Annotated in this window: 18 protein-coding genes; 15 read left to right on the top strand and 3 right to left on the bottom strand. The window is 57.9% G+C overall.

Translation table 11 applies throughout. The features are described 5' to 3' along the window. Positions 1-9: 9 nt before the first annotated feature. The 4 genes from MHN28_RS17325 (at position 10) to MHN28_RS17310 (ending at position 6,815) form a co-directional block, all read left to right on the top strand. Positions 10-1,524: a tripartite tricarboxylate transporter permease gene (locus MHN28_RS17325; protein WP_239343830.1), complete on the top strand. Its 1,515-nt coding sequence runs from the start codon at positions 10-12 to the stop codon at positions 1,522-1,524. Positions 1,525-1,585: 61 nt separating this feature from the next. Next, the gene (locus MHN28_RS17320) at positions 1,586-4,453 is read left to right on the top strand and encodes an FAD-binding and (Fe-S)-binding domain-containing protein (RefSeq protein WP_239343829.1); all 2,868 of its coding nucleotides are present in this window, start codon (positions 1,586-1,588) and stop codon (positions 4,451-4,453) included. Between the two features lie 23 nt (positions 4,454-4,476). After that, positions 4,477-5,937: a sulfatase-like hydrolase/transferase gene (locus MHN28_RS17315; protein WP_239343828.1), complete on the top strand. Its 1,461-nt coding sequence runs from the start codon at positions 4,477-4,479 to the stop codon at positions 5,935-5,937. Next, positions 5,934-6,815 carry an amidohydrolase family protein gene (locus tag MHN28_RS17310; protein ID WP_239343827.1) on the top strand — a complete coding sequence of 294 codons (882 nt, stop codon included), beginning with the start codon at positions 5,934-5,936 and terminating at the stop codon, positions 6,813-6,815. The genes MHN28_RS17315 and MHN28_RS17310 overlap by 4 nt, the downstream gene beginning before the upstream one ends. Here the strand turns inward: MHN28_RS17310 and MHN28_RS17305 are convergent. Both MHN28_RS17305 and MHN28_RS17300 read right to left on the bottom strand, forming a co-directional pair. Next, positions 6,803-7,762 carry a LysR substrate-binding domain-containing protein gene (locus MHN28_RS17305; RefSeq protein WP_239343826.1) on the bottom strand — a complete coding sequence of 320 codons (960 nt, stop codon included), beginning with the start codon at positions 7,760-7,762 and terminating at the stop codon, positions 6,803-6,805. The two genes, MHN28_RS17310 and MHN28_RS17305, sit on opposite strands and share 13 nt — an antisense overlap. 73 nt (positions 7,763-7,835) lie before the next feature. Further along, a complete protein-coding gene (locus tag MHN28_RS17300; protein ID WP_239343825.1) occupies positions 7,836-8,222 on the bottom strand; it encodes a hypothetical protein in 387 nt (128 codons plus the stop codon). Positions 8,223-8,685: 463 nt separating this feature from the next. Here MHN28_RS17300 and MHN28_RS17295 point away from each other — a divergent pair, with 463 nt between their 5' ends. From MHN28_RS17295 to MHN28_RS24870, 11 genes are all read left to right on the top strand, one after another. Continuing rightward, positions 8,686-9,606, top strand: coding sequence for an ABC transporter transmembrane domain-containing protein (locus tag MHN28_RS17295; RefSeq protein ID WP_239343824.1), 921 nt, complete (start codon positions 8,686-8,688; stop codon positions 9,604-9,606). A gap of 102 nt (positions 9,607-9,708) precedes the next feature. Then, a complete protein-coding gene (locus tag MHN28_RS25080; protein ID WP_370645740.1) occupies positions 9,709-10,074 on the top strand; it encodes an SLC13 family permease in 366 nt (121 codons plus the stop codon). 76 nt (positions 10,075-10,150) lie between these two features. Next, positions 10,151-11,890 carry an ABC transporter substrate-binding protein gene (locus MHN28_RS17290; protein ID WP_239343823.1) on the top strand — a complete coding sequence of 580 codons (1,740 nt, stop codon included), beginning with the start codon at positions 10,151-10,153 and terminating at the stop codon, positions 11,888-11,890. Positions 11,891-11,976: 86 nt separating this feature from the next. Then, on the top strand, positions 11,977-13,026 hold the full coding sequence (locus MHN28_RS17285) for an ABC transporter ATP-binding protein (RefSeq protein WP_239343822.1): 1,050 nt from the start codon (positions 11,977-11,979) through the stop codon (positions 13,024-13,026). A gap of 1 nt (position 13,027) precedes the next feature. Then, a complete protein-coding gene (locus tag MHN28_RS17280) occupies positions 13,028-14,104 on the top strand; it encodes an ABC transporter ATP-binding protein (protein WP_239343821.1) in 1,077 nt (358 codons plus the stop codon). Then, positions 14,101-14,964, top strand: coding sequence for a carbohydrate ABC transporter permease (locus tag MHN28_RS17275; protein WP_239343820.1), 864 nt, complete (start codon positions 14,101-14,103; stop codon positions 14,962-14,964). Before MHN28_RS17280 ends, MHN28_RS17275 begins: the two co-directional genes overlap by 4 nt. Then, positions 14,961-15,758 carry a carbohydrate ABC transporter permease gene (locus MHN28_RS17270; protein ID WP_170415418.1) on the top strand — a complete coding sequence of 266 codons (798 nt, stop codon included), beginning with the start codon at positions 14,961-14,963 and terminating at the stop codon, positions 15,756-15,758. The genes MHN28_RS17275 and MHN28_RS17270 overlap by 4 nt, the downstream gene beginning before the upstream one ends. 8 nt (positions 15,759-15,766) lie before the next feature. After that, positions 15,767-16,168, top strand: coding sequence for a DUF2160 domain-containing protein (locus tag MHN28_RS17265; RefSeq protein ID WP_239343819.1), 402 nt, complete (start codon positions 15,767-15,769; stop codon positions 16,166-16,168). A 65-nt stretch (positions 16,169-16,233) separates the two neighbouring features. After that, complete coding sequence (locus MHN28_RS17260; RefSeq protein ID WP_239343818.1) at positions 16,234-16,629, top strand: BlaI/MecI/CopY family transcriptional regulator; 396 nt, start codon at positions 16,234-16,236, stop codon at positions 16,627-16,629. Next, positions 16,616-17,713, top strand: a complete 1,098-nt coding sequence (locus MHN28_RS17255) for a M56 family metallopeptidase (protein ID WP_239343817.1) — start codon at positions 16,616-16,618, stop codon at positions 17,711-17,713. The genes MHN28_RS17260 and MHN28_RS17255 overlap by 14 nt, the downstream gene beginning before the upstream one ends. Before the next feature lie 159 nt (positions 17,714-17,872). Then, the gene (locus MHN28_RS24870) at positions 17,873-18,718 is read left to right on the top strand and encodes a Rossmann-like and DUF2520 domain-containing protein (protein WP_255733319.1); all 846 of its coding nucleotides are present in this window, start codon (positions 17,873-17,875) and stop codon (positions 18,716-18,718) included. Positions 18,719-18,805: 87 nt separating this feature from the next. Here the strand turns inward: MHN28_RS24870 and MHN28_RS17245 are convergent, their stop codons facing one another. Further along, complete coding sequence (locus MHN28_RS17245; RefSeq protein WP_239343815.1) at positions 18,806-20,314, bottom strand: aromatic amino acid ammonia-lyase; 1,509 nt, start codon at positions 20,312-20,314, stop codon at positions 18,806-18,808.

Genomic DNA, 20,314 nt, shown 5'->3' with positions numbered 1-20,314 from the left:
GTAAGCCACATGGAACTCCTAAACGGTTTCTACACCATTTTCACCACCCCCGAGACCCTGATGTTCGTGGTTCTGGGCTCGATCCTGGGTGTGATCGTGGGTGCGGTACCCGGCCTGACAGCCTCGGCCGCCATCGCGATGCTGGTGCCCATCACCTATTACATTGACCCTCTGTCGGCGCTGGCGTTCCTTTATGTCATCGGCAAGGCCGGGCGGTTTGGCGGGTCCATCTCGGCTATTCTCTTCAATACGCCCGGCACGACAGCCGCTGCTGCGACGGTCATCGATGGGCACGCGCTGACCAAGAAAGGTCAGGCGGGCAAGGCCCTGAAGACCGCCACGACTGCTTCGGTCATCGGCGACTATATTGGTGAGTTCATGCTGATTTTCGGCGCGCTGACCATCGCGCAGCTGACCCGTGAACTGGGGCCGCCGGATTACTTTGCCATCTATGTCTGTGCCTTCCTGATCATCGGCTCGGTAATCTCGGACTCGGTCCTCAAGGGCATCGCTTCAACCCTGTTCGGCGCAACGCTGGCGATGATCGGGCTGGACCCGATCACATCCGAGCCGCGCTACAGCTTTGGCATGGTTGAACTGTATAACGGGTTCTCGCTGGTACCTTTGCTGATTGGTATGTTCGTGATTTCTGAAGTGTTCGCGCAGGTACAGGCTGCCCGGTCCGGACAATCGCATCATGATGAGATCGCTGCCCGCAAGCCTGAAGATGATCAGTTCAGCTGGGTCGAATTTATTCGCTGCCTGCCCTTCATAGGCCGTGGGTCTGCAATCGGCGCGCTGGTGGGTTTGATCCCCGGTGTCGGCTCGGCTGTGGCCTGCTTCGTGGCTTACGGCTCGTCCAAGGCCAAAGCCAAGAACAAGGACGAATGGGGCAAAGGCGCCATCGAAGGCGTGGCTGCGCCCGAGGCTGCCAACAACGCTGTGTCGGGACCATCCATGATCCCACTGCTGGCGCTTGGCGTGCCCGGCTCGACTATCGCGGCAATGCTGATGGGCGTTTTCCTAATCCACGGTATTCAGGTCGGCCCCAAGATCTTCGAGACTTCGGGCGACATCGTCTATGGCCTATTTGCCGCCGGTCTGATCGGTATCGCGCTTTATGGTCTGATCGGATGGTTCCTGGGGCCGCTGATCGGCCGGGTCATCGACAAGGTACCGCAGCGGCTGATCTACCCGACCATTCTGGCGGTGGCTCTGATTTCTGCCTATACCGCGCGGTCGTCAATGTTCGACGTGCTGGTGGCCTGCATCTTCGGTCTGATCGGGTATTTCATGCGGACGCTGAATTTCAGCCCCGCAGCCGCGATCATTGCATTTGTGCTGGCACCGGGTGCCGAGCAGGCGCTGCGCCAGTCGGTGCTGCTGACCGACGACGGGTTCGGTATATTCCTGCACCGTCCTGTTGCGTTGGTCTTCTTTGCCATCCCCGTGATCGCAATCGGTATCCGCATCATCGGAAGGATGCGCGCCCGCAAGACCGCTCCGGCCGAGTTGCAGACCTGACAAACCCCTGCCCGAGCGCCTCAACAGAGTGCTCGGGCAAAACAACAGGAATTCTGAGGATATGCTGGACGACACCACCTCTAATCTACAGCAATATCTGAACGCCCTGCGCGCTGATGGCTTTGGCGGCGATATCGCCGATGACCAAGCCGCGCGGCTGGTCGGGGCGACCGACAACAGCATCTATCACATCGCACCACAGGCAATCCTGTTCCCCCGGGGTACAGCCGATGTTGCGTGCGCCGCCACGCTTGCGGATCGGTTCAGCATCGCGTTAACCGCCCGCGGCGGCGGGACCGGCACCAATGGCCAGTCGCTGAACGACGGCGTGGTGATCGACATGTCGCGGTACATGACTGACATCCTATCTTTGGATACGGATGCGGGCACCGTCACGGTCGAACCCGGCGTGGTGCTGGATCAGCTCAACGCAAATCTCAGGCCGCACGGCTATTTCTTCGCGCCTGCGGTTTCCACATCTTCGCGGGCGACGGTGGGCGGTATGTTCGCCACCGATGCCAGCGGCAAGGGCAGTCGAATCTATGGCCGCATGTCGGACCATGTCCTGACCGCCGATATCATTCTGGCCAATGGGCGAGGTGTTTCAGTCGCCACTCACGGAAGTTTGGATGAAGAATTGGGTCGCATTGCGACTGCAATCCACGACGACCTGGACTCCCACGCTCAAGAGATCGCCCGCCGGTTTCCCGTCATGAACAGGGGCCTGACCGGCTATAACCTGGACGAGGCGCGCGGAGACGCGGGCGATCTCAACTTTATCAAGCTGTTGGCCGGGTCCGAGGGCACGCTGGCCGTGACCACCGGTCTGACGCTGCGCATCACGCCGATCCCAAAAACCCGCGCCCTGACGGTACTGGCCTATGACAATTGTGTCGCGGCACTGGATCATGTTCCGTTTCTGATTAAATCCGAACCAGCGGCAATCGAGTTTCTGGACGACAAAATCCTCGCCCTTGCTGCTGCCTCGCCGATGTGGAGCGAGGTGGAAAGTGTACTGGGTCAGATTGGTGATGCTGGCGGTTTTCTGTTCGTGGAATTTACGGGCGACAGCGATGACGAAGTGCGCGCGGGTCAGGACCGTCTGGCGCATATTCTCGATCAGAGCCACATCCCCCTCACCGCTCAGGTGACCACAGCCGAGCCAACCGAAATGTCGGCGCTGTGGGAAATGCGCAAACGTTCTGTGGGTCTGTTGGCTGCGGTGGAAACCAGCCGCATCGGCCTGCCCTTTGTCGAAGATGCCGCTGTGCCGCCGGAAAACCTGTCGGCCTTCGTTTCCGAGTTCGGTCAGTTGCTGGGTTCTCGGGGCCTGACCTACGGCATGTTCGGCCATGCAGATGTGGGCTGTGTCCACGTGCGCCCGATGCTGAACATGCGCGACCCTGCGGACCGGGACCAGATCCGCCCGATCTCGGACGCGGTGTCGGCGCTGTGCCAAAAGCACGGTGGCCTTATCTGGGGCGAACATGGCAAGGGAATGCGCGGCGAGTACGTTGAAACATATGTGGGCCCCGACCTCTATGCGGTGATGCGTCGGATCAAAGCCGCTTTCGACCCAGATAATCGGTTGAACCCCGGCAAACTGGTGACGGCGGATGGCAGCGATCTGGCTGTGATGAAGCTGGACGCCGCGCCGATGCGCGGCGCGCGCGATGCCCAGATTGACGAAACCGCCTATGCCGATTTTGACCGCGCAATTGCATGCAACGGAAACGGTGCCTGCCACAACTGGGCATTCAACGATCCGATGTGTCCATCCTACAAGGCGACACGCGACAAGATTCAGGCCCCTAAAGGGCGCGCCAGCTTGTTTCGCGAATGGGCGCGGCTGCGTTCGACCGATCAGGATGTCGGGCCAGTCGAAGAGGCGCTGAAAGCCAGTTTGGACACCTGCCTGTCCTGCAAGTCCTGCACGGGGCAATGCCCGGTGCGGGTGGATATACCGGCGATGAAATCCGCCTTTCTGCACGCGTATTTCAAGTCCCGGGCGCGCCCTGCCCGTGACCATCTGCTGCGACATATGGAGGGCCTGTCGCTGGCCCTGCGTAAGCTGCCGCGTCTGGCCAATCTGGCGCTTGGCAATCCGTTAACCCGCGCGGTTCTGAGCCGTGGCTTTGGTCTGGTCGACATCCCGACTTACGCGCCGCTAACCGCCGAGCAGGCCGTACATCAAGGCGGAGGTCGCCTGATCGACACCGCCAATCCGCCATCGGACTGGGGTCACCGCCCGGTCGTGCTGGTTCTGGACAGCTTCACCGGCGCATTCGACACTAATGTGATCTCTCAGTCGGCGACCTTGCTGGATCGCCTTGGCTTCACCGTCTGGGCCACACGACCCATGGCCAGCGGCAAAGCACGACAAGTACGCGGCATGCTGGATGCGTTTGAGGCACAGCGCGACCGGACTGGCGCGCTGTTGTCGCGGATCAAGGTGGATGCACTACCGTTAATCAGTCTTGAACCTGCCGTGACCGACTTGCTGAACAAGGACTATGATCTGGGCACACGCACCATCCTGTCGCTGGACCGGTTCCTGTCAGATAATCTGAATTTGTTGCCCCAACTGCCCGCCGACAGCGATTTGCGCTTTACCCTGTTCTCTCATTGCACCGAAAAAACAGCCGACCCGGCAACACTCCGGCGGTGGCAAGCGGTGTTCCGGCATTTCGGGCTGACGCTGGAAATTGCCAACACTGGATGCTGCGGCATGGCGGGACTGTTCGGCCACGAAGCCGAACATCGCGACATGTCCAGTGATCTATTTGACTTGTCATGGCGCGCACCCTTGAAAACGGCCGGCGCTGGCGCGCTGGCCACCGGGTTTTCCTGCCGATCTCAGGCCGGACGATTTGGCTCGGCCAAACCCGCACATCCCTGCGCTGCGCTTCTGGCGCGGCTTGAACCGTAACCTCAAGAAGAAACGAGGCTCTCATGACCGCCAACAACATGATCGTCCTGATGTCCGATGAACACGCTTCCAACATCATGGGTTGCGCCGGACATCCGTTCATCAAGACCCCCAATCTGGATCGGCTGGCAGCGCGGGGCACACTGTTCGACAGCGCCTATACCAATGCACCCATCTGCGTGCCCGCACGAGCCAGCTTCGCCACCGGAAAATATGGCCATCAGACCGGCCATTGGGACAACGCCACCCCTTATACCGGTGAGCCGAAATCCTGGGGTCATTACCTGCAGCAAAACGGCAACCCGGTGGGGTCAATCGGTAAACTGCATTATCGCAACGCATCAGATCCGGTCGGGTTGGATTTCCAGCAGATCCCAATGCATTTGGTCAACGGCGTTGGCGACGTTCTGGGTTGCGTGCGCGAACCGATGCCGCGCCGCTGGAAAGCGCGCGATCTGGCCGACAGCGCCGGCCCGGGCGAGACGTCGTACACCACTTATGACCGCAACATCACCGATGCGGCCTGCGACTGGATCGCGGAACGCGGGCGCGAACCGGCAGGCGATAAGCCTTGGACCGTGTTCATCTCGATGGTCGCGCCGCATTTCCCGCTGACCGCGCCGCAGGAATTCTATGACCTGTACAAGGATATGGACCTCAAGCCCTCGAAATCCGCGCGTGACGATGACCACCCGTGGCTCAAGGCATTGCGCCACTGCTTTGTCTACGACAACTTCAATGAGGAACGCACGCAGGCCGCACTAACCGGTTACTTCGGTCTGGTCAGTTTCATGGATCACAATGTGGGCCGCATTCTGGACGCGATCGAGGCGGCAGGTCTGAACGGCACGACCAACATCATCTACGTAAGCGACCACGGCGACAATATGGGCGAGCGCGGTATGTGGGGCAAATCCAACATGTATGAAGAGGCCGCCGCCATTCCTATGATTATGGCCGGACCTGACGTGCCGGGCGGAAAAGTCAGCAAGACGCCAGTGTCGCTGGCCGATGTCTTCCCCACGGTTCTGGAATGCGCCGGTCTGAGCGCCAATGACCCCGAGTTGCCCGGCCGCTCGCTGTTCCAGATCGCTGCAGAAGATGATTGTCCCAACCGGGCTGTTTTTTCAGAATACCACGCCGCAGGCGCGATGTCGGGGGCATTCATGATCCGCAAGGGGCCGTGGAAGTACATCTACTACACCGGACTTGCGCCACAGCTGTTCAACCTCGACAGCGACCCCGAAGAGGTCAACGATCTGGGCACCGCGCCCGACTATGAGGCCATCCGCGCTGATTTGCATGCCGAGCTTCGCAAGGTCTGCGACCCTGATGCGGTGGACCGTCAAGCAAAGGCCGATCAGGCAGTGATCATCGCGAAACACGGCGGGGTCAATGCGGTCCTGGAACGGGGCGGTTTCGGCGCCACGCCAGCGCCTGGTGCGAAGGCAGACTTCGTCGCTTCGAACGATGCTTCGACATGAGCAGGACCGACGCGCAGATCCCGATCTGTGCGGGGCCTGATCCGGTGCCGAAAGCACCGCGATTTACCATGCCTCCACTCGCCTGCGACTGTCACGCGCATGTGTTCGGGCCGAACGCGCAGTTTCCAATGGTGCCGGATCGGCTTTATACGCCGCCCGAAGCACCATTGGGCGCGTACAAACATCTGCTGGCCACACTGGGATTTCAGCGCGCGGTCATTGTGCAACCCAGTATTTATGGCACCGACAACCGGGCCACTCTGCAGGCGGCAGAGACGGATTTGAGCAGATACCGCGCGGTGGTGGTCATAGACAGCTCAACTTCCGAAGCCCAGTTGCAGCGGATGCACGATCAGGGCGCGCGCGGCGTGCGGGCCAACCTGCTGTTCAGCGGTGAAAAGGCCATGACCGAAGTTCGCACCATTGCCGACAGGATCGCTCCGTTGGGATGGCACCTGCAGGTGCTGCTGGATATCAGCACGTTCCCCGACCCATATGCCTATTTTTCGACCCTTCCGGTGCAGACCGTTTTTGATCACATGGGCCATTTCCCTGTGGCAAAAGGGATTGCAACTGAGGGGTTTCAGGCTCTGCTGGGCCTGATGCATGAGGGCAAGGCATGGACCAAACTGTCCGGTGCGTACCGGATCACCGGTCAGGCCGTGCCGCCATATGAAGATGTCACACCCATCGCAAAGGCCTTGATTGCGGCCAACCCGGATCAAGTGGTCTATGGCACCGACTGGCCGCACCCGCACATTCCGGTGGCAATGCCCAATGACGGTGATCTGGTGGATCATTTGGCCGATTGGGTCCTTGATGCGGCCGCTCTCAAGGCGATCCTGACAGACAATCCCGCCCGACTTTATGGGTTTTGATCGTCGGTCCGGACATGTCTGAAGGTGCCACGGATCACGCCGTGATCAAACAGCTCATGGCAGATGTCCAGCATCTCCTGTCGAACGGCTCGAGAAGCTGCGTTCAGCGGCTGATTGCGCGGCCAGGCGAGATAGATGTCTCGGATCAGATCGGGATTGACCAGCCGTTTTGCCGATATCTCTCCGCGACGCCAAAGTGCGTCAAGGGATGGCCACGGCAGTACTCCGGACGTCACGCCACTGCGAATGTAACTGAGCCTCAGTCGTGCGGACTCGGTGGTCACACGCAGATTCAGTGCACGCCCCTTCTTTTCCGCGACATCTTCAACAATTTCTCGCACGGCATGTGTCTGCTGGCTTAGCACCAGCGGCACTGTGAACAGGGCCTCAACATCCACCGTTTCAGTTCCCGAACACGGTTTTTCACCTGCGCGGTGGCGCGAAACCAAGTACAATGGTTCGGTATATAGATGCAGATATTCGGCCCTGGTGGCTTTCTCACGGGTGGCCAGGATACCAAGGTCAACGCGACCGTTTTCAATCATCTCTTTCACAGTAAGCGCCAACTCTTCCATGATCCGAAGTTCGACCTCGGGGTACTTTTCGGCGACTCTTTCCAGCAAAAGCGGCGCGACGTGGATGCCCAACATCGGTGGCAGGACGATCGAGACTTCACCGCGAGGCGTGTCAGCCTCTTTCCGTACGTCGTCAGTTGCCTGTTTCAACTGCGCTACGATCTTGCGCGCATGGTGATACAAAACCTCTCCCGCCTTGGTCGGTTTGACCCCGCGCGATGAGCGCACCAGCAATTCGGTCGTCAGTTCCTCTTCCAGATTGGCGATGTGCTGGCTCAGCGCAGGTTGGGCGATATGCAAAACCCGCGCTGCGCTGGACACGCTGCCCTGATCGACAATCGAAATGAAGTAGCGAAGTTGACGAATATTCATCACACACCCGGGCAAGCAGAGAAGACAAATCTACTATAGTCCGGCAAACGGCAGAAGAAAATGTGATTGCAGGTCAGCGCGGATCCTGCGCAAAGGACGACCGCATCTGTGCCGCCCAGACGCCGTTGATCCGGGTGACCACCCAAAGCGACCGGAACGAGACCAGCGGCTGGCCTGCCTTGTCGAACCGATCCACCATAACATCCAGATGAACTTTGTTTTCGTCAGACTGCAGCACATTCAGATGACCCCATTCTGTGTGCCCCCAATCCTCCCCTGCCCGAGCGTGAAAATCGCTGAGATAGCTGTCCGGCGTCTCCCAGATTTTTACCGTCTCTCCAGCCAGACGATAATGGGGGAAATGAAGTGTTTCGGCGATGGCTTTCGGGTCTCGCGCGTTCAAAGCCTCAACGTGGCGCTGCATGACTTCCATGGCTGGCAGGACGGCATCTTTGGACATACTTTATTCCCTTGAAAAATAGGTGTGGCAACTCAATTCCAAGTATATATCAAGACTTTAACGTAACCTAGGCCTCTTCGGGTTCTCAGCCGCAAGTTTTACTGCCAACCCTGTCAAAATCAGTGAAATTACCATTCAAATGGACCTGTCCAGTGTTGAATTCCGCCTGTTCACGCAGTTTACGAAGCCAGCTGCCTAGCCACCGCAAATTCCGGGCAAAGCAACCAGCGAAGCGCGTGATCATACCGCGCTTTCCGCGACGTTCTCCTGTGGCGACCGATGGTCCCGGAGTCTTGCCGCCATGATCGCGAAACCAAGTTAACGTATCCAACCCCAAACCCAACAATGCGGGGCCTGAGGAGAGACATTTTTCTATCTGAATTGGATTGAGTGTTACAGTGCCAAGGCAACGGGGCCCGCATCGTTCAGCAATTGTGGCGCAAGTATTTTGGGGGAAAGTGACGTGATTGAATTCTACAACGCGATCTGGAAAACAACCGGACGCCACCAAATGGTGAACATATTGCTGTCGCTTTCAATTGCCGCGCTGGCCGCTTTTCCCCTGAATTATCAAAAGAATATTGTGAACGGGCTGACCGAAAAAGACATAGACCCCGGCCAGCTTTTGGCGCTTGGTGCGGCAATGTGTGGTGTCATACTTCTGAGCCTCGCACTGAAATGGGTACTAGGGTATCTTGCAAGCGTTCTGGGCGAGGACATGACCCGCAAGCTACGCAAACGCATCTGCGTTCTGTCGCGCGAAAGCCCTGAAGACTCTGAGAGAATTGCCTATGGGACCAAGGCGACAATGGTGTCGGCTGAAGCCGAACAAGTCGGGAAATTCACAGGAAGCGCCCTGTCCGAACCACTTGTTCAGGCCGGAACTCTTGTCGTGGTCGTGGGGTACATTGCTGCCAATCAACCATCTCTGGGGTTGATCGCAATCGGCATGATCGTGCCTCAGATCTTTATTGTCCTAATCGTTCAGACCCGCGTGAACGCCCTGGTCTCGGATCGGGTTCATACATTGCGCAATGCCACAAACATGCTCGTTGATGCGGATCGGTCGGCTGCGGAAATCACGCCCGGCTTTGACCAAATCTACGTAACCCGGTCTCGAATATTCGTTTGGAAATTATCGTCGAAGTTCGTTCTGAGTGCGATTAACGGGATCGGAACTGTGGGGGTCCTTGTCGTAGGCGGATGGCAGGTTCTTGAGGGCAATACCGATGTCGGCACCGTCGTTGCTGCGACAGTTGGCTTGACCCGTCTTCAGGGACCGACGAGGCAGTTGATTGCGTTCTATCGACAGGTCAGCGCGACGGCCGTGAAATTTGATCTTCTGCGTGAAGCAGGTGTCGACATGCATGACGCGGTCGCCTGAGTTTTGCGCGGATGTGAGGCTAGTCGTTTGTTTCAAGAGTGTTTTGAAACAACGAATTAGACCGATTTTGTCTTTGCTCTGGTTGTTGCCGCCAGTGTTTTGATGGAAAGCAATCGGGCTCGCCATGACTTTGTCGCCTTGATGGTTGTTCTTGCGCTTGCACTTAGCGGCACGTCGACAATCGGCGAAAGCCTGTCGGGGTTTGGCAACAGTGTCGTCATCCTTGTGGCGTGTCTTTTGGTGCTGGCGAAAATGCTGAACCGAACCGGTGTTGCAAGAGCCGCGAGGGTGTGCTTGGTGGCAAGTTCACCAAGAGGCTCGTCAAGTTATCCGGGAAATCGTGCTAAATTGTCGAAAAGCTGCCGCCGCGCTACAACAACGCGAAATCCTCTCCCGTACTGCATGCAGAAAACAATTATTTTCAATCGATTGCACAGGATTCACCCATTTACTAAAAATTTAGTTTGACAGCTGCGCAAGAAATCGCTGATGCTGAGCGCCATCCGGTTACACCCGGTTATGCAAAAATTTTGGGAGGAGACAGATGCGGAGACATCTACTTTCCGCAGTGGCGGCGGCTGCCGTCATTGCGGGGCACGGTCCCGTTTGGGCCGACGAAGCCGCAGCACAACGTTGGATCGATGACGAGTTCCAACCATCCAGCTTGTCAAAAGACGAACAGATGGCGGAAATGCAGTGGTTCATCAAAGCTGCTGAACCCTATGCCGGAATGGAACTGAACGTTCTGTCGGAAAGCATCCCCACGCATTCCTATGAATCCGAGGTTCTGGCCAAGGCGTTCGAGGAAATCACCGGCATCAAGGTCAACCACCAAATCCTTGGCGAAGGCGAGGTTGTACAGGCTGTGCAGACCCAGATGCAGACCGGCCGGAACCTGTATGATGGCTATGTCAACGACAGTGACCTGATCGGCACCCATTCGCGTCTTCAGCTGGCCTATAACCTGACCGAGCAAATGGGCGGTGACTGGTCGGCAACGACTTCGCCGACGCTGGATCTGGATGACTTTATGGGCATTCAGTTCACCACCGGACCTGATGGCAATCTCTATCAGTTGCCCGATCAGCAGTTCGCGAACCTTTATTGGTTCCGCAAGGACTGGTTTGATGACGAGGCCAACAAAGCCGCATTCAAAGAGAAATACGGTTATGATCTGGGCGTTCCGGTCAACTGGTCGGCCTATGAGGACATCGCCGAATTCTTCACCAATGATGTGAAAGAAGTCGACGGCGTGGCGATCTACGGCCACATGGACTATGGCAAGCGCGCGCCTGACCTTGGCTGGCGCATGACCGACGCCTGGCTATCAATGGCTGGTGCAGGCGACAAGGGCGAGCCGAACGGTGTTCCGGTCGACGAATGGGGCATCCGCATGGAAGCGGGCACCTGTAATCCGGTTGGCGCTTCGGTGTCGCGCGGTGGTGCGGCGAACGGTCCGGCTGCGGTCTATGCGATCCGCAAATGGGATGAGTGGCTGCGGGCCTATGCGCCTCCGGGTGCTGCGTCCTATGACTTCTATCAGTCGCTGCCGGCGCTCAGCCAGGGCAACGTGGCGCAACAGATCTTCTGGTACACCGCCTTCACCGCCGACATGGTGAAGCCGAAGTCCGAAGGCAACAACACCGTGGATGACGAAGGCACGCCGCTGTGGCGGATGGCGCCCAGCCCGCACGGCCCCTACTGGGAAGAAGGCCAGAAGGTTGGCTATCAGGACGTGGGTTCCTGGACCTTCCTGAAATCGACCCCCTCTGATCGGGCTCAGGCGGCATGGCTCTATGCCCAGTTCGTGACGTCCAAAACGGTCGACGTGAAGAAGTCCCACGTGGGTCTGACCTTTGCCCGTGACAGCTCAGTCAACCACGAGTCGTTCACCGAACGCGCACCCAAGCTGGGTGGTCTGGTCGAGTTCTACCGCTCGCCTGACCGTGTGGCATGGTCGCCAACCGGCATCAACGTTCCGGATTATCCGAAGCTGGCCCAGATCTGGTGGCAGCAGATCGGTGACGTGAACTCGGGCGCGTTTACTCCGCAAGAGGCGATGGACCGCCTGGCCGAAGAGATGGACATCACCATGGCCCGGATGCAGGCCGCGGATGAGGCTGCCAATGTCTACGGTGGCTGTGGCCCGCGCCTGAACGAACCGCAGGACCCTGCCTTCTGGCTGGAAAAAGCGGGCTCGCCCAAAGCCAAGCTGGAGAACGAAAAGCCGCAAGGCCAGACCGTCAACTATGACGAACTGGTTCAGCGCTGGCAGGCCCAGTAAGCCATTGAACCCGGGGATGCCGTGCCAGGCATCCCCACCTCAAGACCAAGGCAGTGCCATGCGCTGCGGGATCGGAACCCACGGACATGATCGAACTACAAGACGCGACCAAAAGGGTCGGAAACGTCATCCATATCAAACCCACGAACCTGACGCTTCAAACCGGCCACTTCAACGTGCTTCTGGGCGCGACAGGCTCGGGTAAGACCTCTCTGATCAAGATGATGGCCGGGTTGGACCCGATCGCCTCGGGCAAGGTTCTGATGGATGGACAGGATGTGACACGGCTGAATACGCAAAAACGAAAAATCAGCCTCGTGCACCAGTTCTTCGTGAACTACCCCCACATGACTGTTTTCGACAACATTGCTTCGCCGCTGCGCGTCGCTGGTATGAAGAAGTCTGAGATCGAAGGACGCGTCGAAGAGGCTGCCGACCTACTGCAACTACGCCCGATGCTTCTCCGCCGACCGCACGAACTGTCGGGTGGACAACAACAACGTACGGCACTGGCCCGCGCCATAGCGAAGGAAAGCCGCGCCGTTTTCCTCGATGAACCGCTGGCCAATCTTGATTACAAATTGCGCGAGGAACTGCGTGAGCAGTTGCCGGATCTCTTCGCAGGCCGTGGCGCGGTCGTGGTTTATGCCACCTCGGAGCCGGAAGAAGCCCTGCTGCTGGGTGGTAACACGGCTTTGATGGAAGACGGCAACGTCACACAGTTCGGACCAACCGCTGACATTTACCGAAACCCAGAGAACATCGCGGCCGCGCGCGTCTTCTCGGACCCGCCAATCAACGTGGCCCGCATCACCGTTTCTGGCGCTCAGGCGCAATTGGCTGGTGGAGGCGGCTGGGCTGTCACCGACATTGCCGACGGAGACTACATGGTCGCCGTACGACCCCATCGGGTAACTCCGTTCCGCTCTTCCGATGATGATGTGGAACTCACGGGTCGTGTGATCGTAACCGAGCTGTCGGGTTCGGATTCCAGCGCGCATTTCCAACATGGAGATGACGCGTGGGTGTCGCTCGCCACAGGTGTGCACCCCTATCAGGTTGGCGAAGATCACAGCTTCTACATGAACCCGGCCCACTGCCGGTATTTCGGCCAAGACGGCAAAAGGGTAGCCTGACATGGCACAGATCAAGCTTTCAAACCTTAAGCACAGCTATATGCCCACGCCGAAAGGCCCGGAAGACTATGCGCTGAAGGAAATCGACGTGACCTGGCGCGATGGTGGAGCCTATGCGCTGCTGGGCCCGTCCGGTTGCGGAAAGTCCACCTTGCTGAACATTATCTCGGGCCTTTTGACACCGTCCGAAGGACAGATCCTTTTCGATGACCGCGACGTGACCGCCCTGCCCCCCGACCAGCGCAACATCGCGCAGGTCTTCCAGTTCCCGGTGATCTACGACACGATGACCGTGGGCGAAAACCTTGCATTCCCGCTGAAAAACCGGGGTGTTGACCCAGCGGCGATCAAGCGTCGCGTGGATGAGATCGCCGAGATGCTGGACGTTACGGATATGCTGGGCACACGCGCCTCGGGTCTTAGTCCGGACAACAAGCAGAAGATCTCGATGGGTCGCGGTCTGGTCCGCGACGACGTCAACGCGGTGATGTTTGACGAGCCGCTGACCGTGATCGACCCGCACTTGAAATGGAAGCTGCGCTCCAAGCTAAAAGAACTGCACCAGCGTGTGCAGGCCACGATGATCTACGTGACCCACGACCAGACCGAGGCACTGACCTTTGCGGACGAGGTCGTGGTGATGCAAGAAGGTGAGGTGGTCCAAATCGGTACGCCGGTTGAATTGTTCGAGCGCCCTCAGCACACGTTTGTCGGTCACTTTATCGGTTCGCCCGGCATGAACGTCCTGCCCTGTGAGGCGAAAGGTGACCGCGCCGTCTTTGAAGGTCACGAAGTGATGCTCGAAGGCCCGACCCATGGTGACGGAGGTCGCACCGATCTGGGCATCCGCCCTGAATATGTAGGCTTTGGCGACACCGGCATTCCGGCGCATGTGACCAAAGTGTCCGACATTGGCCGCCACTTCGTGGTCAGCGCGATGGTCGGCAACACGGCGCTAAAGGCTGTGACCGAACACAGCGTGCCCGAGCCCGGATCACAGGTCTTCCTGCAATTCAAACCTGAACAATCCCGCGTCTACCGCGACGGCTGGATCGCTACCGAGGAGCGGGCGCAATGAGAACGGAAAACCAAAAAGCATGGTTCTTTGTCTTGCCCGTGCTGGCGCTGGTCGCGTTCAACGCGCTGGTGCCGATGATGACGGTAGTCAACTACTCGGTGCAGGAAACTTTCGGCAACAACCAGTTCTTCTGGGAGGGTCTGGGCTGGTTTGAACAGATCTTGCGTTCCGACCGGTTCCAAGCAGCGCTGGGGCGGCAATTCCTGTTTACCTTCCTGATCCTGATCATCGAGGTTCCACTGGGCATTATCGTGGCTTTGTCCATGCCCCGGAAAGGCTTTTGGGTGCCCGTTTGTCTGGTGCTGATGGCCCTGCCGATGCTGATCCCGTGGAACGTGGTTGGTTCGATGTGGAACATCTTCACCCTGCCCAAGATCGGCCTCTTGGGTTACTTCCTGAATGACGTGCTGGGCATCAACTATGACATGACGCAACAGCCCCTGTCGGCGTGGATCACCGTCATCGTCATGGATGTCTGGCATTGGACATCGCTGGTCGTGCTGCTGTGCTATGCGGGCCTCGTTTCGATCCCTGACGCCTATTATCAGGCAGCCAAGATCGACGGTGCCAGCCCATGGTCGGTGTTCCGCTATATCCAGTTGCCCAAGATGAAGACGGTCCTGACAATCGCCGTGCTTCTGCGCTTCATGGACAGTTTCAACATCTATACCGAGCCCTTCGTTCTGACCGGCGGTGGCCCCGGCAACTCAACCACCCTGCTGTCGATCGACCTTGTGAAGATCGCGCTGGGACAATTCGACCTTGGTCCGGCTGCGGCGATGAGCCTGATCTATTTCGCCATCACGCTGCTGGTCAGTTGGGTCTTCTACACTCTGATGACAAAGGATGACGCGCAATGAAGAAGCGGTCCCTTATCCCGATCCTTTATATCGCGTTCCTGATGCTGCCAATCTATTGGCTGGTGGCGATGTCCTTCAAGACAACGAACGAGATCCTGTCGGGCTTTTCCCTGTTCCCGCAGACCTTCACGCTCGAGAACTATGTCACCATATTCACCGATCCGACGTGGTACTGGGGTTATATCAACTCGATCGCTTACGTGACGATCAACACGGTGCTGTCCGTCTGCGTCGCCTTACCCGCCGCGTATGCGTTCTCGCGTTATCGGTTCCTTGGCGACAAGCAGTTGTTCTTCTGGCTGCTGACCAACCGTATGGCCCCGGCTGCGGTGTTCGCATTGCCTTTCTTCCAGCTATATTCCTCAATCGGCCTGTTCGATACGTATCTGGCCGTTGCACTGGCGCACACGCTGTTCAATGTGCCACTGGCCGTGTGGATCTTGGAGGGTTTCATGCGGGGAATCCCAAAGGAACTGGATGAGACCGCTTATGTGGATGGCTACTCGTTCCCACGGTTTTTCGTGACCATCTTCCTGCCGAACATCAAAGCGGGCGTGGGCGTTGCGGCCTTCTTCTGCTTCATGTTCTCATGGGTGGAAATGCTGCTGGCGAAGACGCTGACTGCGGTCGAAGCCAAGCCCATCGCGGCCGTGATGACCCGAACCGCCTCAAGCGCAGGTTATGAGCTGGGCCTGCTGGCCGCTGCAGGCACCCTGACCATCATCCCCGGAGCCATCGTCATCTGGTTTGTCCGCAACTACATCGCGCGCGGTTTCGCGATGGGTCGTGTTTGAGGTTCGATATGCGTAAACTTCTTCTCTCCCTCTTTTTACTTCCCTCCATGGCCGTGGCCCAACAGGCCGGGTGGGGTAATGTTGGCCAGCAAGAAGAAAAGGGCTTTTCCTGGACCGATCCGCTGTGGCCCGATTTCTGGATGGCCTGGACCCCGGCCACGCTGGCTCTGTTCGTGGGCATCTTTTCGGCGATTGCCCTGATCGGTGTGCTGGAAGGGTTCAAGTATCGCGACGGTATCGAACGGCGCGGCGTGCTGGGCTTGACCACCACGTTGGGTGATCGCTTGTTCATCACGCTGTTGGGCTCGGCCTATATCTTCCTGGCCTGGCTTGGTTTAGTCGGCCAACCGGTCTGGACACCTCTGTTCCTGTCAATCGGGTGGGGCGTTTTTGTTTTCTGGAAAGTTTAGGCTTTGCGAAACGACAAAAGGATGCTTGTCTGGCGGGCATACTAAAAATGGCGACACAGTACCCGATGCGTAAGAAAAAAACGACAAATTTGATGACCGAAGTTGAACTGGAGTTCATGAACGAGCTCTGGGCGATCGGACAAGGGTCGGTGCGGGATGTACTTGATCGCCTGCCATCGGAACGCAATCTGGCTTACACATCAGGCGCGACGATCCTGCGAATTCTTGACGAGAAAGGTTTCGTCGAAAGTCGTAAGGACGGCAAGACACTGATCTACAGGCCGCTGCTGGAAAAGGACAGGTATCAGGCGCGGTCGCTCCAAAACCTGTCTCGCACCCTGTTTGACGACACCCCCGCGACGCTGGTCGCGCGTCTTGTCGATGATGCAGGGCTGAGTGAATCCGATCTTGAGGAAATTCGGGCACTGGTAGAGAGGAGACTGCAAAATGACGGCGGTTAAACCGGTTCTCGACGCATTTCTCGAGTTCAATGTGGTTCTTGGATTATCAGCGTTGATCTGGCTGGCGGCTCGCGCCGTGCTGGATCGCACATCGATGCGATATAGCTTTGTAGCCCAACTTCGGTCGCTCAAGACTCTGTGTCTCTGTGTTTTGCTGAGCCCGGTTCTTGCACTGGGTGTCTCGGCAATTGCCAGTCTGGTTTGGCCAGGACGTGCAATGGCATTGGGTGACATTGCCGTAGCGGCCTACCTACGCGGCGACATCGCCATGCCTGCCGCACAATTCGAATCTTTGCTGAACACACGACAGAGATGGCTCGATAACATCCTGTCAGGCAACAGTTTCTTTGTGACCAGCGTTTTTGTTTTACTTACCCTTGTGTCGGCAATACTGGCCATTCGAGTGGCGCGCGACGCCTGGGCAATCCGAAAAGCTGTGAATTCCAGTTTCCTATGGCGCCAGTCATCGAAAGTCGACATTCGCCTGTCGGACCGCGTAACCGTCCCTTTCGCAGTGCGCGGTTTGCGCCGCCGCCATGTCGTGCTGCCCAGCCACTTGCTGAACACGCCACGAGAGTTACGGTTTGCCTTGGCGCATGAGTTCCAGCACATTCGTTCGCTGGATGTAGAATGGGAGCTGGGCTTTGAACTCCTGCGCCCGGTGCTGTTCTGGAACCCGGCCTATCTGGCTATGAAGCATCAGTTTGACCGGCTCCGCGAAATGGCATGTGATCAATCGGTTGTTTCCCGCAAAGGCATAAACGCAAAAGAATATACCACTTGCCTGTTGGACTACTGCACGCGTTCTGTTGCTCTGAGCAACCCGCGTGTACTTCACGTGTCTCTCGTGAATGGGACCAAAGCAAAGCACGCATTGCGTCAACGTGTGATTGCGCTGACCGAGGCACCGGCGTCGACTTCACCTCTACCTGTCGCGTTTCTCGGTCTGACACTCTCATTGGCCACGGTTCTTGCCATTGGCTCAGCATCCGTCCGCCAAACGCAAGACTGGAGCCACGATCGCTTGATGCTTTCAACGGTTGTAAATCTGGAACGGCTGGAAGCCCGAAACCGGGGAAACTGACAAGGATTGATGACTAACGGCCTCTGGCAGAAGTTGTGAATCTTTGGCCTATTCGCTGGCGTTCAGTTCTTTAAAACAGTTTTGCGACACGACCTTTGCAAGAGGCTCGGTCGGCTGGCACACTACCCGTCAAGCGTTCACGTTTGGGGCCATGCGAAAATGAACCAGATCAAACTAAACCTGATCGGTGCAGGTCGGGTCGGGCAAACACTCCTGACACTGTTTAATGAACTGTCGAATTGCCAGATACAGGACGTACTCAGCGCAAGCCTCATCTCTGCGCAGAAAGCGGTCCGGCGAACCGGAGCAGGTCGCGCCGTGGACAACATCTCTGATCTGAGACCCGCTGATCTTTGGATCATCGCGGTTCCGGACACGCAGATATCAGCTGTTGCTGCTGATCTTGCGAGCGCACTTCCGAGAACAGACACAACTGCGCAGCCGCCAATTGCCTTTCACTGCAGCGGGTTTTTCCCAGCAGACGAGATGGCACCTCTGCGCGATTTGAATTGGCGTTTGGCAAGTGTCCATCCAGTTTTGTCCTTCGCAGATCCCGAAAAGGCAAAAGACCAGTTCCGGGGCGCGTTGTGCGGCCTTGAAGGAGATCCTGAAGCTCTAGAATTTCTGCAACCGTTGATGGTAAATTTGGGGGCGGAATGTTTTTCGATCCGCTCCGAAGGAAAGAGCCTCTATCACGCGGCGGCGGTGATTTCGAATAACTTTGCCGTCGTATTGCAGGCAATAGCATGTGAAGCATGGGCAGACGCAGGCGTCGCCGATGATGTCATTCCACAACTTAACGCAAAACTCTTGGAAAGCACCGTCGAGAACATAACTTCTCTGGGACCGCAAGACGCCCTTACGGGTCCGGCGGCGCGGGGAGACGAAGAGGTTGTTGCCTCGCAGGGCCGCGATGTTGCGCGCTGGCATCCCCAAGCAGGCAACGTATACCGAGCTTTAAGTGACATGGCGCGCTCTCTCAAAAAGGACGGTTCAACCAAATAGGGCGGCAACGTCCCGAAGTTGCAGAAATTACCGCCCGATACACGGGAGGAAAACGAAGAAACCGAATTGACATCGAGGCATCCCACGCTAGTCGGCGATCCCGACAAATCGGTTTTGAGCGATACCCGCAGCCAATGCTTCAATATCTCTACCCAATGGGCGATCTTCGATAAGCGTTGATGAAATCGCGCGAATATCTTCACAGAGTCTGTTCAAAACTTCACCTAAGGAGCGACGGAATCCACGCAGCTCTACCGCTTGGCACGCTACCAAAAGCTCAATTGCCGTTAACTGCCGCAAATGCCCGACAACCGCACTCAGAGCTTTGACGGCAGTTGGTGATCCGGTAAAGCAATCCTCGACTCCGTTGGCGTTCAAGCTGGGCCAGATCGACACTGGTTGGGCTGCGTGCGCAATTTCCGCCACCAATGCCTCGGCCACTTTCATCACCGGCGCAAACCCGTTGGAGGCGCTGTCCTGCTGAGCCAGAAAACACGGCAACCCGCTGAATTCAGGGTTCAGCAATTTCGCGATACGCGCTACCTGTGCCATAGCCAGCGGCACGATGGATCGCGTGAGCGTTTCGACGGCGCTGGTAATCTCGGACGTAAAGTAGGCGCCGCACGATATCATCTCATCACGTTCAACCAATGCTATCGGATTGTCGCTGGAACTATTGATTTCGAGGTTCAGACACTCAATCGCGCGATCCAGGGCCGCGCTCGCCGTGCCGTGGATCTGAGCCACGTTTCGGAACGACAGCGGGTCCTGCAGGCGCCGGGCCTGCCCCGGATCAAACAGCAGCCCTCCGGCCAAACGCTTGCGCAGTCCTTCGGCTGCCTTCAATTGACCGGGATAGGGCTTGATCTGCAACACCCTCGACTCCAACGGTCCGGTGTTCGCACGAAACCCTTCCATCGACAGCGCCACGGCAGATTGCGCCGCCTCGAATGCGCAGACTGCTTCAGTCACTGCAAGCGCGGCTGCCCCGCTGACGGCACCAGCGTGATTGATCAGTGCTAGCCCGTCACGCGGCGCAAGCGAAAGCGGTGCGATCCCATGGGCGCGCATGACCTCGTCGCTTGGCCCAATCGCCCCTCTCGCGTCGCGCATTTGACCTTCGCCGATCAACGCCAGACCGACGGTTGCATTCAAAACAAGATCCGCCGCGCCGATCGAGCCGATATCGCCGACGACAGGTGTCAGGCCAGCGTTCAGGCAGGACGCTATGTGCTGCGCCACCTCGGGTCGGGCGGCGCTGTGCCCTTTGAGCATAGAGTTCAAACGTACGACCAGCCCTGCCCGCACCACTTCTGGCGCGGTCTCTGGACCAATCGCTTGCGCGCGTCCGCGCAGGGTATGCACTGAAAACTCAGACAAGTCTTCTGCGGACAGCACCTCGGTCGCCCGGGCACCCAAACCTGTGGTAACGCCATAAACCGGGATTTGATCCTGAATTGCCCGTGTAACCAGCGCATGTGATCGATCCATGGCCACCAGCCCGGCAGGATCGAGCCCAATCTGCCGAGATTGCTTGGCGGCCCTACTGAGCGCTGCAACTGTCAGCGATTTGCCGTCAAGCCGGAGCGTCTCCAT

The organism is Ruegeria sp. Ofav3-42 (assembly GCF_022347725.1).
In the GTDB taxonomy this organism is placed as follows: Bacteria; Pseudomonadota; Alphaproteobacteria; order Rhodobacterales; family Rhodobacteraceae; genus Ruegeria.
The sequence above is the reverse complement of the archived record's forward strand: the minus strand, read 5'-3'. Positions and strand labels throughout refer to the sequence as shown.